Here is a 17,601-nt window from a genome sequence, read left to right on the forward strand (position 1 = left end):
ACATGTCTGAGAATAAAAAACAACCACAAGGTAAAAAGGGAGATTCTAAAGCTCCGTTAAAAGGGACTGATAGTTCACCAAAATTTCCTATCTGGATTTATGTGATTTTGTTACTGGTGTTATTGGGCATACAATTTTATTTCATGAACCCGGATGCTGGGAATAAAATAAAGTATAGTACTTTTTTAGAGTATGTTGAAAAAGGATATGTGGAAGAGATTACCATTAAGAATGGAGCTTATATAAATGGTGAATATACTGAAAAGGCGATTGAGGATGGAATTGTAACGCCACCAGCTGAAGGTGAAAATCAATGGGCGCTTTCCTCAGCACCTGAAGCCAACCGTTTTACAAGCATTATGCTTGAGGGGGATGATATCCGTCCGATACTGGATGAAAATAATGTGGCCTATGATGTACAGATTGAAGAGGATTGGTTTAGTGGGATTCTTATCTGGTTGATACCAATAGGTCTTGCCATTATTTTTTGGATTTATATATTTCGAAGAATGAATCCCGGCCAGCAGGTTTTGAGTATTGGCAAGAACAAAGCTTCGTTATATGATAAACAGGCGGAAAATCAGGTTTCATTTAAAGACGTTGCCGGACTTGAAGAAGCTAAAGCGGAAGTAGAAGAGGTGGTCGAATTTCTCCAAAATCCGCAAAAATTTACAAAACTCGGTGGTACCCTGCCGAAAGGAGTGTTATTAGTTGGTCCTCCGGGTACAGGTAAAACGTTATTGGCTAAAGCTACTGCCGGTGAGGCAGATGTTCCATTCTTTAGCCTTAGTGGATCAGATTTTGTAGAAATGTTTGTCGGGGTAGGTGCAGCTCGTGTGCGTGATTTGTTTAAAGAGGCCAAAGAAAAGGCTCCTTGTATTATTTTTATTGATGAAATTGATGCCATAGGTCGCAGCCGCGGCAAGGGTATGCAGATGGGGTCAAATGACGAACGTGAAAACACTCTGAATCAGTTGCTTAGCGAAATGGACGGTTTTAATACCGATAAAGGGGTAATAATTATGGCAGCCACTAACCGCCCTGATGTCTTAGATTCTGCGCTATTGCGTCCCGGTCGTTTTGATCGACAGATTCTTATTGACAAGCCCGACCTTCGTGGACGAGTTGAGGTATTGAAAGTACATGCAGATAAATTAAAACTTGCTGACGACATTGATCTCAAATTGCTTGCTTCTCAGACTCCCGGTTTTGCCGGAGCCGAGTTGGCTAACCTATGTAATGAAGCTGCGTTGATTGCCGCACGGCGTGGTAAAGATGCCGTTGAAATGGAGGATTTTCAGGACTCTATAGAGCGTGTTATTGCAGGGCTAGAGAAGAAAAATAAGCTTATTAGTCCTAAAGAACGAGAGATTGTAGCCTATCACGAGTCGGGGCATGCTATTGTGGGTTGGTATCTTAAGCATACCGATCCTGTGCTGAAAGTGAGTATCGTTCCACGTGGATTGGCTGCATTGGGGTATACCCTTCAGACCCCGTTAGAAGATCGTTTTCTAATGACAACTGAAGAATTAAATGATAAAATTTGTGCACTGCTTGGTGGAAGAATTGCCGAAGAAATCATATTCGGACGTATCTCAACAGGAGCTCAAAATGATCTTGAACGTATTACGAATATGGGTTTTGCTATGGTGGCTGAATACGGAATGAGTGAAGAGCTGGGTTATCTTTCTTTAAAAGATTCTCAGAATCCAGAAAATAGTTACGGATTTAATAAAAAATATTCTGAGCAAACAGCTCAGCAGATTGACAACGCCGTTCGAGAAATAATCCGGAAAAATTATCAGCGTACTAAAAATTTACTTATGGAGCACAAAGATAAGCTCGAAAAAATGGCAGAGACATTGCTGGATAAAGAAGTGCTCGATCATAATGATCTCAAAGAACTGCTTGGCGATCATCCCGAAGGGAAATATCCGGAGGGTATCTTTAAGCATGAGAAAAGCATAACTGATAAAAATGGGAAAAAGTCTGCTGGTTTGGATAACGAAGATCAGACAGAAGAATCGCCTGCTGACCTACCTGACAACAGCGATAATTAGAGAGATAGAAGAACGGCTTGTTTGCGGATTTTGAATGCTTGCTCAAGAATATCCCCCTGATATTCAATAAAAAGGGTTCTTAATATTCGCTTAAAATTAGGTTAACAGATACATAACTGTCACATAACAGTTCAACAACCTAAGTGGGCTATCCTTGACATGTAATGTTAAGGACAACCCGAACATAATCAGCACACTTATGTTGGACTTTATAAACCTATCTTTATTTAAAAACCTAGCAGTATGTATCGTTATTATTTGTATTGGACCGCTAAAATCCACAGCCCAATCTAATACAGGGACAATTGCTGGAACTGTTGTTGATGCAAAATCCGGTGAAGCAGTTATAGGAGCCAATGTTTCTATTACAGGAACAACAAAAGGCGCTGCAACCGACCTTGATGGTAATTATACCATACGTGATTTAGAACCTGGTATTTACTCAATCTCTGTATCCTACATCTCATATGCCAAAAAGACTATTACCGGGGTAGAAGTATCTTCCGGCGAAAACACATCACTTAATATTTCGCTAAAGTCGAAAACCGTAAACATGGAAGAAGTAACGGTAACTGCCCAGGCTAACCAGAGTAGCGAAGCAGGTTTGCTTTCTATACAGCGAAAATCAGTACCGGTTCAAGATGGACTTTCTTCAGAACAAATATCAAAGATCGGTGATGGTGATGTTGGTAGGGCTATGAAACGGGTGACAGGGGTTACTGTTCGTAATGGCAAGGATGTTTATGTACGCGGTCTTGGCAATCGCTATAGCAATATCCAGCTTAATGGAGCCCAAGTACCGTCTACCGATCCCAATAAAAAAGAAGCGCCCACCGACCTGTTCAGCAGTGGACTGGTGGAAAGCATAATGGTTCAAAAAACCTATACCGCTGATCAAATGGCTGAGTTTTCAGGAGGATCAGTCAAGATCGTAACCAAACAGTTTCCTTACGACAGAAATTTCAGCATCAGCTATTCTACCAGTTACAACACGGTTTCGACATTTGAGGATACATTCACCAGCTCTGGAAGTACTACCGACTTTTTAGGATATGATGACGGGAAACGGAGCATGCCTTCCACCTTGAACAACCAGCGGGCAGATCAATCGAATGCAAATAGTATTATGCAGGATTTGCATAACGACTGGAATATCAGCAATAACAAGCGGAGCATGCCATCGCAGAGTTATAGCATAAATTATGCAAATCAGTTTAATCAAGATAAAATGCCCATTGGGATCGTTAGTAACTTTTCATACAAGTTTAATCGTAGTTTAGAACCCGGCAAGACAGAAAAATTTGTTCAGGATTTTAGAGATGATGGTACGCCTAATTTCAATTCTAACTTTGGCAAAAGCGAAGGATTGGAAACGGCAGATCTGAGCGGTATGCTAAATATCTACATAAAGCCATCCTCGGTAACCAAGTTCGGTTTGAAAACGCTGTATTCTAATTCGGCAACGGATCGTAAAACAATCGTTGAGGGAGATGCCTTAAACTTCACAACACGCCAAACGGTCTCAGATTTTGACCGCCGCACCGTATTTTCGGCAACATTGGAAGGTGAGACTTATTTTGAAAATTTCTTGCAGTCAACTCTTGAAGGTCATATTGGATATAATAAAGCCCAACGTGTTCGTCCTGATCGCCGTAGTACACAGTATAATGAAGTAGGTTCCGGAGATTTCCAATTTAGTCCGTTTGGAGATAACAACGGGCATTTCTTCTCCAATCAGGACGACAATAACTACTCAGGTGAGCTTAAATATAAATTCAATCCGCTAAAATTTCTGGATGTCACAGCCGGTGGAAATGTGATAATCAAGGAGCGTCGATTTACTTCACGCCGTCTTGCTTATCGAGATGTACTTTCGCCTTATGTTCCTGATGACTTAGCAAGACAAAGCCCTGGCATTTTATTTGATGATGCCAATGTACTTGAATACATGGAGTTGACAGAAACAACTCAGTTTGATGCAGATTGGTATGATGGGACACAAAATCTTTACGCAGCTTTCATCAGTACCAAATGGCAAGTACTTGATAATCTTTCGTTTGAGGTTGGATTGCGAGCTGAGCAGTCTACGCAGAGGATTGAGACTCCAGACGGTATAAATGGGGAGTATGAAGAAGTATCAAAAGTTGATAGTACTAACATTTTACCTGCCATTAACCTCACATATGAGATAGCTGATAGAACAAACTTTCGGTTGGCTTATTCGCAGACCCTGGCCCGACCGGAATTTCGCGAGATATCAAACTTTGCGTTTGCTGATTATTTGGTCGGCCAACGGGTGTACGGGAATCCGAAGTTGACGCAAACCAATATTACTAATTATGATATTCGCTTCGAGAAATATTCCCAAGGCGGACAAATGTTTGCCGTTAGCCTCTTCTACAAACAGTTTGAAAAACCTATTGAAAAGTTTTACCGACTTACGGAAGCCAACGAAGTTAGGTTTGATAACGCCAAAGAAGCAGATCTTTTTGGAGTTGAAGTTGAGGGTCGTAAAAATATAACTGATCGCCTTCAGGTCGTTGCCAACGCTACATACATCTACTCAGAAACTCGAATGAGTGAAACAGAGCAAAATAGAGTTGCCAACAGTGAACGACCGATGGTAGGGCAATCTCCATACGTTATTAATGCATCGGTCTTTTATTCCATGCCCGATTGGAGTACGGATTTCTCGGTGAGCTATAACACTTTTGGAGAAAGAATCGTGACTGTTGGTAAAAGTGCGCAACGTCACGATGAATATGAGCAATCGTTTCATGACTTGGGTGTTAAAATTGATCATTCCATTGGTCGGTTCGACTTGAGTCTGGAAGCCAGCAATTTACTTGATGATTCTCGCGAATACACACTTGGAGATGTGACTACATTTAAATACAAGCCCGGTATGACTTTCAAACTTGGAGCAACACTTTCGTTATGAAATAATTAAAACTCAGTGGTCAGAATTAATTGTTTGCTGATGTGGAGTTAACTGTTTCTTAAAGTATGTGCTTTATAATCAAACCTAGCTCGAACTAATCCAAAAGTCTAATCTAAATAAAATACAAAATACTATATCATGAAATCCTACTTTACTAAATTTGCAAGCTTACTTGTACTTGCCTTTGTCTTAACCTTTGCCGGCTGCGGCGGCAACGATAGCCCAACTGACCCTAACGGAAACGGTAATGGAAACGGCAATGGAGGTACACCTTCTATTAGTTCCTTTGATCCTGCTTATGCCGATTTTGGCCAAGAAATAACAATTACAGGCGAAAATTTTGCCTCTAACGCCGATGATAACACGGTTACTTTTGCAGAAGGGGTGGAAGCTACAGTAGAATCCGCCTCTTCAACGGAACTGACTGTGACAGTTCCAGAAGGAGCTGTAGATGGTCCTATTTCAGTAGAAGCAAATGATGAAACCGCTGAATCAGGTGATGCCTTTGCTATTGTTCCTCAGGAATACCAAGATTTTCCAGGTAATAAAACGCTCATTACCGGCGATGTAACTTGGTCTAACGACACAACAGTTACAGGTCCTCACTTTGTGCTTCCGGGCGCTACGCTTACTGTAGAACCGGATGTAACAGTTCAGTTTGAGTATCACGACAACAATGCGGATGATGTAGGAACCATTATTACTATACCAGGAGATCAATCTAACTACACTAATGAACGCCCTTCTGGCAGATTAGTTGCCGATGGTGAAGCGGATGCTCCTATTGTTTTTACCTCTACCAGGAAAGAAGTGGCAAGTTGGGGTGGTATTATTTTAGCCGGTGAAGCCAGCAACAATGTTCCCGGAGGACAAGGCGAAATTGAAGGTCTTTCAGAAGGTGTTCAATTCGGTGCTGACATTGACGGAGGACAATCCTTCAAAGACGATGATGACAGCGGTGTACTGAGTTATGTCCAAATTAACTACTCAGGATACAGTATTGCTGCGGGTAGTGAGTTGCAGGCACTTACCACATATTCTGTAGGTAGTGGAACACAGATTGATCATATTAGCATCTTTCGATCAGTAGATGATGGGATTGAGCCTTTTGGAGGTACACATGATATTAAATACCTCGTTATTGTAGACGCCCAAGACGACACCTTTGATGGTGACCAGGGATGGACTGGAAGAGGTCAGTTTTGGTTAGGTATTACAACCGACGGTACGCCATCAAATCGTGGTTGGGAGAACGATGGTTGTGCTGATACTGGTGATTGTGACGGCGGAAATGGCCCGACGGAACCCAAAGTCTATAATGCAACGATGTGGGGCAATAACAATGCCAATGGTGAAACAATCTATGGCACGATGTTCCGAGAAGGTCTTACCGGAGCATATAAAAATAACATTATTGCCAACTATGGAAATTCGGTTGTACCCATTTATGTTGAAACTGATGGTACAGAAAACAACATTGGCAATTCCTTAACTTTCGGTGGAAACTTCTCCTATAATAATGCATCTAACGACTATTCTGGCTTACCATATACACAGCAAGATGTAGGTCTTACAGTTGTTAACGATTCACCATTCACCGATGCCGCAAACTTCGACTTTTCATTGGTAGAAGGATCTGCACCAGCCACTGGTGGTGTCTCTGTTCCCAATGAATCTTTCTATACCCAGGTGGATTTCAGTGGTGCTGTAGGAGTTAAAGGTTCTGAACATGACTGGACCACTGATGCTCAATGGATTAAGTGGGAAAAATAAGATAGCAGTCTCAAGTTTTATAAAACTCTCACATCCTATATGTGAGGTGTGCTGATCACAAGGGAGGTCCGTTGATTCGGGCCTTCCTTTTTATTTTTAATAGATTATTGTGCTTGACAAAAGAAGGGAATAAACATACATTTAATCGTAAATTTACGATAACCGATAAATCACATGGCAATTACCAAAGCGAAATTATTTGACACATCCCAGAAACGTACTGCGGAGCTTATGAAAGCACTTGGGCATCCGGCGCGTATTGCTATTATTGAATTGCTCGCAGAGCGTGAAACTTGTATTTGTGGGGATATTACCGACGAATTGCCGCTGGCCCAATCAACGGTGTCACAACATCTCAAAGCCCTTAAAAAAGTGGGCATTATTAAAGGCGAGATCGACGGAGTACGAACGTGCTACTGTCTGAATGAAGAGGGAATAGCGGAAATAGAAGAATTATTTACACCATTATTGACTAATCTTTCAAGTGCAATTAAAGACCAATGCTGCTGATATGAGTACCAAAGAAAAAACGGCTGAAGAACTGAAACAAACGGTAAAGGAAAAATACAGTCAAATTAGCGAACAGTCGAAGGATTATAATGCCAGCTCGTGCTGTGGGGCGGGAGAAAGTTCTGATGAAGTATACAACATCATGACTGATGATTATAGCGAAGTCGAAGGCTATAATTCCGATGCCGATCTGGGACTTGGATGCGGTCTGCCTACCCAGTTTGCTAAAATAAAAAAAGGAGACACAGTTATTGATCTTGGATCGGGAGCCGGTAACGACTGTTTTGTAGCTCGACACGAAACGGGAGAGGAAGGGAAGGTGATTGGTATTGATTTTGCCGAACCGATGATTGCCAAAGCTCGAAAGAACGCTGATAAACTTGGTTTTAATAATGTCGAATTCCGGTATGGGGATATTGAAGACATGCCCATCTCGGATAACGTGGCCGATGTGATCGTTAGTAACTGTGTATTGAATTTGGTGCCCGATAAACCGAGAGTCTTTTCCGAGATTTTTCGCACGCTTAAATCAGGCGGACATTTCAGTATTTCAGATATAGTCTTGGTGGGAGATCTGCCCGGTGCCCTGCGCGAAGACGCCGAAATGTATGCCGGGTGCGTGGCGGGAGCTATCCAGAAAGAGAAATATATGGGACATATTACAGAACTTGGATTTGAGAATATCACCATTCAAAAAGAAAAGACGATTACCATTCCCGACGATATTCTGGATAAATATTTATCTGAAGATGAGATGGAAGAGTTCAAAAATGGTAATACCGGTATTTATAGCATTACGGTTTTTGCCCAAAAACCCGGGGATGGATCTAAAAGTGATGTTGATGAACAGAAAATAGAAATGATAGAAGAGGGACCTGCTTGCACACTGGGATCGGGCTGCTGCTGATTTTCCACAGTGTCATTCTGAACTCGTTTCTGAATCTTTCGTTATCTCATCCTAATGCACTGTGTCGGGACAAAGTAATTGCTTAAATGTTTTCAGAACTAAACTCATACATACAAAATGTTAAAAAGGCACAATCCGAAATTTCTGAAAGCCGTAAAGTCCATTTAAGAAAAATAGCTAATTATATCAGAGAAAAAGTTGAGCCAAAGCTTATTTTCATCTGCACGCATAATAGCAGGCGAAGCCACTTTTGTCAGATTTGGTCAGCGGTTATGGCAGACTATGTGGGATTGGACATTATTAAAACGTATTCCGGAGGTACTGAATCTACTGCTTTTAATCCACGTGCGGTTGCAGCCATAAAGAGAGCAGGATTTAAGGTCGAAAATCCTGGCGGAGAAAATCCTAAGTACAAAGTATATTTTGATGGGCAGAAAGAACCGTTGATCTGTTTCTCAAAAACATTTGATGACGCATATAATCCGCAGAAAGATTTTGCGGCTATTATGACCTGCTCCGATGCCGATGAAAACTGTCCATTCGTACAAGGAGCTGAAAAACGATTTTCTATTCCCTACATCGATCCCAAAGAATCAGACGGCACACCACAAGAAGCTGAAACCTACGATGAGAGTTGCAGACAAATTGCGATGGAAATGTATTATTTGATGTCAAACGTCTGAGTTATTGGAAGAAAATCTTTTCTATGTCATCCTGATCTTGTTTCAGGATATACAGTTATACACTTAACAATTCAAATTTGATTACTAAAGATTTAAATGAGTACACCAGCACCAACGAAAAAGATGAGTTTCCTCGATCGTTATTTAACGCTGTGGATTTTTGTAGCTATGGCTATAGGAGTGGCGATCGGTTATTTCATTCCATCTACATCCGAATTCATCAATTCATTTAGTAGTGGATCTACCAATATTCCCATAGCAATCGGACTAATTTTGATGATGTATCCGCCGTTAGCTAAAGTGGATTACAAACTTCTACCAAAGGTGTTTAAGGATGTGAAAGTACTCAGTATTTCGCTGGTGCTTAACTGGATTATAGGTCCGGTACTGATGTTTGCGCTGGCCATTATCTTTTTACAGGATTATCCGGAGTATATGGCGGGACTAATTCTCATTGGGCTGGCCCGCTGTATCGCCATGGTATTGGTCTGGAACGACCTTGCCGATGGAAGCAGTGAATATGGAGCCGGACTGGTAGCACTCAACAGTGTATTTCAGGTGTTTGCGTACAGTTTTTATGCCTGGATCTTTATTACCAAACTGCCACCTTTTTTCGGGTTTGAGGGAGCTATCGTTGATATCTCAATTTATACCGTAGCCGAAAGTGTGGCCATCTATCTGGGAATTCCATTCCTGGCAGGCATGGTTAGCCGATTTGGACTTGTTCGATTAAAAAGTAAGGAGTGGTACGAGGAAAAATTCATACCTGCTATTTCACCGATGACACTCATTGCGCTGCTCTTTACTATTGTCGTAATGTTTAGCCTCAAAGGCGAACTCATCGTTCAAATTCCGCTGGATGTTGCTCGCATTGCCGTACCGCTACTAATCTATTTTATGGTCATGTTTTTTATTGGCTTTGCTGTGAGCAAAATGATAGGAGCGGAATACGACAAGAACGCATCTATTTCATTTACCGCCGCCGGGAATAACTTTGAGCTGGCTATTGCCGTTGCCATTGCGGTATTTGGTCTCAATAGTGGACAGGCATTTGCCGGCGTAGTGGGTCCGTTAATTGAAGTTCCGGCGCTGATAGGGCTTGTCAACGTATCGTTCTGGCTGAAAGATAAATATTATCCGCAAGCCCCTGAATCGAGTTTACAGCAGGGAGAGTGATCAAAAATTAGCTAATAATATACTGTTTTAAGTAATATTTGATATCATAGACCGAAGCTAATAACTTCGGTTTATGATTTGGGAACCCTTTATTTTTTAGAAACGTTAAAGAGGGTCAATATCAAACTATAAATAAGCAGAACTTGGTCCTTGTAACTCGAAAAGCACATTTTAATGCAGCCCACCGGTTGCATAACCCGGATAAATCCGACGCATGGAATGAGGAAACCTTTGGCAAATGTAATCATGAAAACTGGCATGGCCATAATTATATTATAAAGGTTACCGTAGCCGGTGAACCTGATGCAGAAACCGGGTATGTTATTGATTTATCCAAATTAAAATCTATAATTGAAACTCGTATTGTTGATGAATGTGATCATAAAAATCTAAACCTGGATGTTCCCTTTTTGGATGATATTTTACCTTCAACCGAGAATTTAGTTGAGGTCTTTTTCAAGGAACTTGAAGATCCTATTCGAAAGGCAACCAACAATAATGGATTTCTGTATGAGGTTGAGTTACAGGAAACCGAACGAAATTCCGCTAAATATTGTCCATACCTTTTGGGAAAAGAGACTCCCACTATTGATTAAAAATTTAAGAACTGTAGCGTAAACGAATGATTTCTACAAAATTGAATCGACATTACGATCCCACATTTACCGTTTCTGACGACTATAAAGCGAGTTTACCCGACTTGCAAAACGGGCCTGCTTCATTAATTGAAGGGGCCGATGTACCGATTCAGCAGGTTGGTATATCAGACTTTAAACTGCCCCTAAAGTATCCTCGTCCCGATGGCGAATTGCTTACGTTGGAAACATCAGTGGATGGTTACGTCGGGCTGGAGGCCGGGAAGAAGGGAATCAATATGAGTCGCATTATGCGATCTTTTTATGATTTTGAAGATGATGTCTTTCATCTGGATAAATTAGAAGAAGTTCTTGAGACCTACCGCAATGAACTGGATTCTAAATCGGCATACCTGCGGCTTTCATTTAACTATCCGATTAAGCAAGAAAGTTTGCGCTCGGGATTAGAAGGCTATCAATATTATACGGTAGCTATCGAAGGTACCATGGATGCAAATGGCAAGTTTCGCAAGTTTATGCATCTTGATTTTGAATACAGCAGTGCATGTCCGTGTTCGTACGAACTTTCTGAGCATGCCCGTGAAACCAGAGAAGTTGCAAGCATTCCACACAGCCAGCGCAGTATTGCGAACTTAACGGTTGAGCTGAATGAAGAAATCTTTATTGAGGAATTGGTTAGCCATTGCCAAGAGGCACTTATGACGGAAACCCAGGTTATGGTTAAAAGAGAAGATGAACAGGCGTTTGCAGAGATGAATGGGGCGTATCAAAAATTTGTGGAAGATGCGGCACGTCTGCTTTATGAGCAATTAAATGAGGAAGAACGTATCCATGATTTTGTGATTCGATGCGTGCATATGGAAAGCCTCCACAGCCATGATGCGGTTAGTCGTATTTGTAAAGGGGTTAAAAACGGACTTAGGTAGCGATCAATAGTTTTAAGTTTATTAAATCCTGACAGGATTGAGAAGCCTGTCAGGATTTTTATTTACAAATTGTGTTACTTTCACTTGTTCGATAAACTGGAGAAAAGTAAAACTTTTTATCAAATTTAGCCTGAAGATAACTCATCAGACTGCAATATTTGTAGAAGTCTGCTTAAAACGGACTTATTAACAGAAAGCCTACTGATTTATCTTTGGGCTAAGTTGCGGATGTTCCTTTCCTGGAAATAAAAAAGGCATCGCAGCAGAGCTACGATGCCAGAATAAATTTTGAGATTTATCAAGTAAGATGCCATCATTTAGGTTGGTGGCATCTTTAAATTTAAAAGCTTAGTTCAAAGCCTCATTTACAAGCTTCTCCTGTTCGGCCTTATGGACTTTCTTTTGTCCGGCAGCGGGGGAAGCTGAAGCCAGTCGACCGACATAGCGCAGATTCTGTCCATCTTTAAGCTGTTGCATGATACGTGTGGATACAAATGTCCAAGCCCCCATATTTTTGGGTTCTTCCTGACACCATACAATATCATCAACATGACTGTACTCATCCAGAATATCGTTGATATCTTTATCTGGGAAGGGGTAATATTGTTCTAATCGAACAATGGCAACATTATCGATTTCCTCTTCTTGACGCTGTTTGTATAGATCATAATAAACCTTGCCAGAGCAGATAACCAGTCGATCGATATTACTCTTGTCTTCCACTTCCTGATCAGGAATAAACGGCTGATATTGTCCTTTGGTTAAATCATCTGTTCTGGATGTAGCCATCGGATGTCGCAACAAGCTCTTGGGCGACATGATAATTAGTGGCTTTTTATTATCCTGCTTTGCCTGCTTGCGCAAGATGTGGAAATATTGAGCAGGAGTCGTCAAGTTGACAACCTGCATGTTATCTTCGGCGCAAAGTTGTAAGTACCGTTCCAGTCGTGCCGATGAATGTTCGGGTCCCTGTCCTTCATATCCGTGAGGAAGCGTCATAACCAGAGATGATTTCTGTCCCCATTTGGCCTCGCTTGCCGATATATATTGATCCATTACTACTTGGGCACCGTTGGCAAAGTCACCAAATTGGGCTTCCCAAATAACAAGTGCATCGAGCTTGGCGGCGCTGTATCCGAATTCAAAACCTACCGCAGCAAATTCACTGAGCAAGCTATTATATGGATAAAATGGAGCCTGATCGTCCTCAAGGTTATTGAGCGGAATAAACTGTTGATCGGTTTGCGTTCCGTGCAGAATTGCGTGACGATGTGAGAATGTTCCGCGTTCAGCATCCTGACCGGTAAGACGAACAGTGGTACCGTCTTTGAGGAGCGATCCGAAAGCAAGAGCTTCGGCAAAGCCCCAGTCAATTTTTTTCTCGTTCTTTTCAACGGTTTCGGCGCGTTTAGCCAGCTGTCGTAATAACTTGGGATTTGCGTCAAAATCTTTGGGAACGGTATTGAGCTTAACCGCAATATCTTTGATTTCATCCTCGGGGTAAGTCGTATCCGGGAACTCGTTCCAATCTTCTTGCTTCATTTCATGACGATCAATCATATCTTCAGTAACCTCAAGGGGAGATGCATTTTTTGCATCTTCAAAAGCCTCTCGGAGTAGGTCATCAAATTCATCAAAGATTTCCTGCATCTCATCTTCAGTAAATTCACCGCGTTCCAAGAGCGTTTCCGTATAAATATCGCGGACTGTGGGATGGTCTTCGATTTCTTTATACATACCCGGCTGTGTAAATGCGGGTTCGTCACCCTCGTTATGGCCGTGTTTACGGAAGCCTATCAGATCAATAACCACATCTTTCCCAAACTTCTGCCGATATTCGAACGCCATCTGCATAGCATGTACAGCTTCTTCGGGGTTGTCCCCATTAACATGAAAGATTGGAGCAAGAATAGCTTTGGCAAGATCCGAGGCGTATTCGGTAGAACGTCCATCTTCAGGCAGGGTCGTAAATCCAATTTGGTTATTTAAAATAATGTGGATAGTACCCCCGGTTTGGTAGGCATCCAGCTGCGACATATTTAAAGTTTCTGCAACTACTCCCTGACCAGAGAATGCTGCGTCGCCGTGAATAAGTACAGGAACATTTTTCTTTTCGGCATTTTCGCCGTCGTGATCTTGCGTTGCTCGTGTCGCTCCCTCAACAACCGGGTTCACCGATTCGAGATGACTTGGGTTCGGCATCAATTCAATTTCAACTTCTTCCCCAGCCGTGGTTTCATACGTTCCTTTAGAACCCAAGTGGTATTTTACATCACCGGATCCCTGAATACTGTCGGGATCGAGGTTGCCTTCAAAGTCGGCAAAGACTTTTCGGTACGGCTTGTTCATAATATTGACGAGAATGTTCAAACGTCCTCGGTGGGCCATACCCATAAATATTTTTTCCACTTGGTCTTGCCCCGCTTTTTCAAGCATGTGATCCATCATGGGAATAAGCGTATCTTCACCTTCGAGGGAGAAACGCTTGTGCCCGATATACTTTTTATGCAGAAATTGTTCAAAAGCCATCGCCTGATTGAGCTTGTGCAAGATCTGTTCTTTCTGATCCTTAGTAAGCTCTGGAGTATTCGTGGTGGATTCCATTCGCTCGCGCAGCCATTTGCGTTCCTCGAGATCGAGGATATGCATAAACTCAGCACCCATCTTACCACAATAGGTATCTCGCAGTAAGGTGATAATTTCGCGCAGTGTAGCTTTTTCGTTGCCACCCAGACCTCCGCAGTAAAATTCTCGGTCCAGATCCCAAAGTGTGAGATCGTAGTAACTGAGATCGAGCTCGGGACTGTGTCCCGTTTCGTCGCTCAACGGATCGAGATCAGCAAGAACATGTCCGCGCGTGCGATACATATTAATAAGTCTCATCACATTAATGGCGCGCTTATTTTGTTCCAGGGTAGCGCCACTACCATCAAGCTGACCAACATAATTATCCGCACCGAAGGGCAGGGGATCGTATGGAATTTCGAGATCTTCAAAGATATCACTGTAGAAATCCTCTTCGCCATTTAAGAGACTATGTACTTTCTTCAGAAATGCACCTGATTCAGCCCCTTGAATGACGCGGTGATCGTAGGTTGATGTCATATTCATCACTTTGCTAATGCCCAGCTTGTTGAGCACTTCTTGCGACATTGATTGATACTCGGCCGGATAATCAATGGCCCCGGTAGCAATAATGGCTCCCTGGGTTTTCATCAGGCGCGGTACCGACTGTACTGTTCCGATCATGCCGGGATTGGTAAGTGTAAGGGTGGTGCCCTGGAAATCAGAAATTTCAAGATTGCCGTTTCGGGCTTTGTCAACAAGATCCGAATAAGCATGCAGGAACTCCTTGAAGTTCATCTTATCAACGCCCTTGATGTTGGGCACCAATAGATTTCGAGAACCATCCTTATTCTGTACATCAATAGCGAGTCCCAGGTTTACCTGCTGTGGAATAACTTTGTAGGGATCGTCATCTTTATACATGAACGAGTTGTTCATGTTGGGATATTCTTCCAGCGCCTTGATAATAGCCCAAGCAATATAGTGCGTAAACGAAGATTTGGGCTCGTTGCGCTGCTTTAGATGCCGGTTGATGATAGCCCGATCTTCAATGAGCATCTTCATGGGCAGTGAACGAACCGACGTGGCAGTGGGAACCTCCAGACTTTCATCCATGTTCTGGACGATCTTGCTGGAAACCCCCTTAATTTTTTCAAGCGTAGCTCCTGAAGGGATATCAGCATCGGTATCCTCTTTTGGCTGAGGTGCTTTTTTCACCTTTTCCTGTTTTTGGGATTTCGATGGAGCAGCTTTGGCAGTAGACGAACCGTCATCGGCTTTTTGCGCTTCCGATTTTATATCTTCTGGCCGTTCAACGCCTTCGATCTCATCAAAATATTGACGCCAGTGATTGGGTACAGAAGAGGGGTCTTCTTTGTATTGATTAAAAAGTTCTTCAACAAGTGCGGAATTAGGTCCAAAAACAGCTTCGAGCGACTTCAAAATAGGTCTTATTGAGTAGGTTTAGATTATTAGTAAATAAACGTCTGAAAGAGTTAATATTGAATGTTATTTTTGGTTTCTTTAAACCATAAACAATCAAGCGTAAAGTTAATCATTGTTATATTAAATTACGATTCTTGAGCAGAGATAATTTTTGGCTTTATTCTGCTTATTTGGATACTTCAACAATGATTAGATAAAGTAGGTTTCAGGAAATTTATGAGTGATAAAGTGAAAGAAAAAACAGGGGCAGAAAATGTGCAATGGGATCTTTCTGACCTCTATGATTCCATTGATGATCCCGCTCTTGAAAACGACAAGAAAAAGCTCATTGAGCAGGCAGAAGAATTTGCATCAACTTATAAAGGGAACGTAGCGGATCTTGATGAAGAAGGTATGAAACAGGCTCTTGAAGATTATGAAGAGCTGATTGAAACGGTTGGCAAGATCGGTTCGTATGCGCATCTCATCTGGTCGACCGATACCAACAAATCCGAATACGGCAAGCTAATGCAGGAAGCCAATGAGCTTTCTTCCGAAATTCATCAGAAGTTGGTGTTTTTTGATGTGGAGTGGCTTGATGTGGATGATGAAAAAGCACAGAAGCTGATCGAAAGTGGTGAGCTGGAACCGTATAAGCACTATCTGGAAACATCCCGTCGATATAAGGATCATGTGCTGAGTGAAAAGGAAGAGCAGGTATTATCCGCCAAGAAAGTAACCGGACGCAGTGCGTGGAATCGTTATTTTGATGAAACTATGGGCGCGGCCCGCTTTGAGTTGGATGGAGAAGAATTAACGCAGCAAGAAGTATTGAGTAAGCTGCATGAGCCGGATCGCGATCTTCGAAAGCGAGCACATGCTTCGCTGACAGATACGTTCGAAGATAACAGTCGCACGATGACGTTTATATTTAATACGCTGCTGGCCGACAAGCATACCGATGATAAGTTGCGCGGCTACGATAGCTGGATTTCATCACGAAACCTGGCCAACGAAATTGACGATGAAACGGTGGATGTTTTAATCAATTCGGTAACCGACAGTTATAATCTGGTGCATCGTTTTTATGATCTGAAGCGCAGTTTGCTGGGCTATGACGAGCTTTATGACTACGATCGTTATGCGCCGTTGTTAGAAAGTGAAAAGAAGATTAGCTGGGACGAAGCCCGGGAAATGGTGATGGATTCCTACACCGATTTCCATCCTGAAATGGGAACGGTCACCGGTAAATTTTTCGATAACAACTGGATTGACGCTGCAATGAAACCCGGCAAGAGGGGAGGAGCCTATTCGGCGAGCACCGTACCGTCGGTGCATCCCTATGTATTTATGAATTTTGATGGTAAAGTCCGAGACGTACAAACATTGGCTCATGAGTTGGGACATGGGGTTCATCAGTATTTATCCAGAGAGCAAGGTGCGCTGCAGGCGGATACGCCACTGACGACCGCGGAAACGGCTTCGGTATTTGGTGAAATGTTGGTCTTTCAGAAACTGATGGGCAAACTCGACGATCCTAAAGAAAAGCTGGCACTGCTGATTGGCAAAATTGATGATACTATTGCAACGGTGTTTCGACAGGTATCTATGAATCGATTCGAAGATGCGATGCACACCCACCGGCGCCAGAAAGGAGAACTGACAACCGAAGATTTCTCTACACTTTGGCGTGAAACGCAGGAAGCGGTCTATGGTGATTCCGTTACACTTACGGAGGAATACAATCTTTGGTGGAGCTACATACCGCACTTTTTGCATACGCCGGGATATGTGTATGCTTATGCTTTTGGTGAACTGCTGGTGCTGGCGCTTTATCAACAATACACGCGATCGCAAAATGGATTTTCAGATAAGTATATTGAGATGTTGCGTGCAGGTGGATCTGACTGGCCGGAAAACATCGTCGGGAAGTTGGGATTAGATATTACGCAGCCGGATTTTTGGGATAACGGTCTTGCGGCTATTGAGGAGATGATTAAACAGGCAGAAGAACTGGCAAAAAAGATAAATTAACAGGG

At 42.4% G+C, this 17,601-nt stretch carries 11 protein-coding genes; 10 read left to right on the forward strand and 1 reads right to left on the reverse strand.

Translation table 11 applies throughout. The annotated features are described in order from the left end of the window. The first annotated feature begins 2 nt into the window (after positions 1-2). From ftsH to folE2, 9 genes are all read left to right on the forward strand, one after another. Positions 3-2,060 (forward strand): ATP-dependent zinc metalloprotease FtsH, encoded by a 2,058-nt coding sequence (gene ftsH, locus ACQ4LT_RS11400; RefSeq protein ID WP_445666178.1) that lies wholly within the window; start codon positions 3-5, stop codon positions 2,058-2,060. A gap of 199 nt (positions 2,061-2,259) precedes the next feature. Next, positions 2,260-5,001, forward strand: a complete 2,742-nt coding sequence (locus tag ACQ4LT_RS11405) for a TonB-dependent receptor domain-containing protein (RefSeq protein ID WP_445666179.1) — start codon at positions 2,260-2,262, stop codon at positions 4,999-5,001. A 138-nt stretch (positions 5,002-5,139) separates the two neighbouring features. Then, the gene (locus ACQ4LT_RS11410) at positions 5,140-6,774 is read left to right on the forward strand and encodes an IPT/TIG domain-containing protein (RefSeq protein WP_445666180.1); all 1,635 of its coding nucleotides are present in this window, start codon (positions 5,140-5,142) and stop codon (positions 6,772-6,774) included. 174 nt (positions 6,775-6,948) lie between these two features. Continuing rightward, the gene (locus tag ACQ4LT_RS11415; RefSeq protein ID WP_445666181.1) at positions 6,949-7,284 is read left to right on the forward strand and encodes an ArsR/SmtB family transcription factor; all 336 of its coding nucleotides are present in this window, start codon (positions 6,949-6,951) and stop codon (positions 7,282-7,284) included. Between the two features lies 1 nt (position 7,285). Beyond that, positions 7,286-8,191, forward strand: coding sequence for an arsenite methyltransferase (locus tag ACQ4LT_RS11420; protein WP_445666182.1), 906 nt, complete (start codon positions 7,286-7,288; stop codon positions 8,189-8,191). A gap of 86 nt (positions 8,192-8,277) precedes the next feature. Beyond that, entirely contained in the window at positions 8,278-8,874 is a 597-nt protein-coding gene (locus tag ACQ4LT_RS11425; protein WP_445666183.1) for a protein-tyrosine-phosphatase, read from the forward strand. A 96-nt stretch (positions 8,875-8,970) separates the two neighbouring features. Next, on the forward strand, positions 8,971-10,050 hold the full coding sequence (gene arsB, locus ACQ4LT_RS11430) for an ACR3 family arsenite efflux transporter (RefSeq protein ID WP_445666184.1): 1,080 nt from the start codon (positions 8,971-8,973) through the stop codon (positions 10,048-10,050). A gap of 143 nt (positions 10,051-10,193) precedes the next feature. Further along, a complete protein-coding gene (locus tag ACQ4LT_RS11435) occupies positions 10,194-10,646 on the forward strand; it encodes a 6-pyruvoyl trahydropterin synthase family protein (protein ID WP_445666185.1) in 453 nt (150 codons plus the stop codon). A 26-nt stretch (positions 10,647-10,672) separates the two neighbouring features. Next, complete coding sequence (gene folE2, locus ACQ4LT_RS11440) at positions 10,673-11,572, forward strand: GTP cyclohydrolase FolE2 (RefSeq protein ID WP_445666186.1); 900 nt, start codon at positions 10,673-10,675, stop codon at positions 11,570-11,572. Positions 11,573-11,920: 348 nt separating this feature from the next. On the opposite strand, the gene ACQ4LT_RS11445 is transcribed toward folE2, so the two are convergent. After that, positions 11,921-15,580: a multifunctional oxoglutarate decarboxylase/oxoglutarate dehydrogenase thiamine pyrophosphate-binding subunit/dihydrolipoyllysine-residue succinyltransferase subunit gene (locus ACQ4LT_RS11445; RefSeq protein ID WP_445666187.1), complete on the reverse strand. Its 3,660-nt coding sequence runs from the start codon at positions 15,578-15,580 to the stop codon at positions 11,921-11,923. Positions 15,581-15,799: 219 nt separating this feature from the next. Between ACQ4LT_RS11445 and ACQ4LT_RS11450 the strand changes: the two genes are divergently transcribed. Further along, on the forward strand, positions 15,800-17,596 hold the full coding sequence (locus tag ACQ4LT_RS11450) for a M3 family oligoendopeptidase (protein ID WP_445666188.1): 1,797 nt from the start codon (positions 15,800-15,802) through the stop codon (positions 17,594-17,596). Positions 17,597-17,601: the final 5 nt, after the last annotated feature.

Source organism: Fodinibius sp. AD559 (assembly GCF_052712805.1).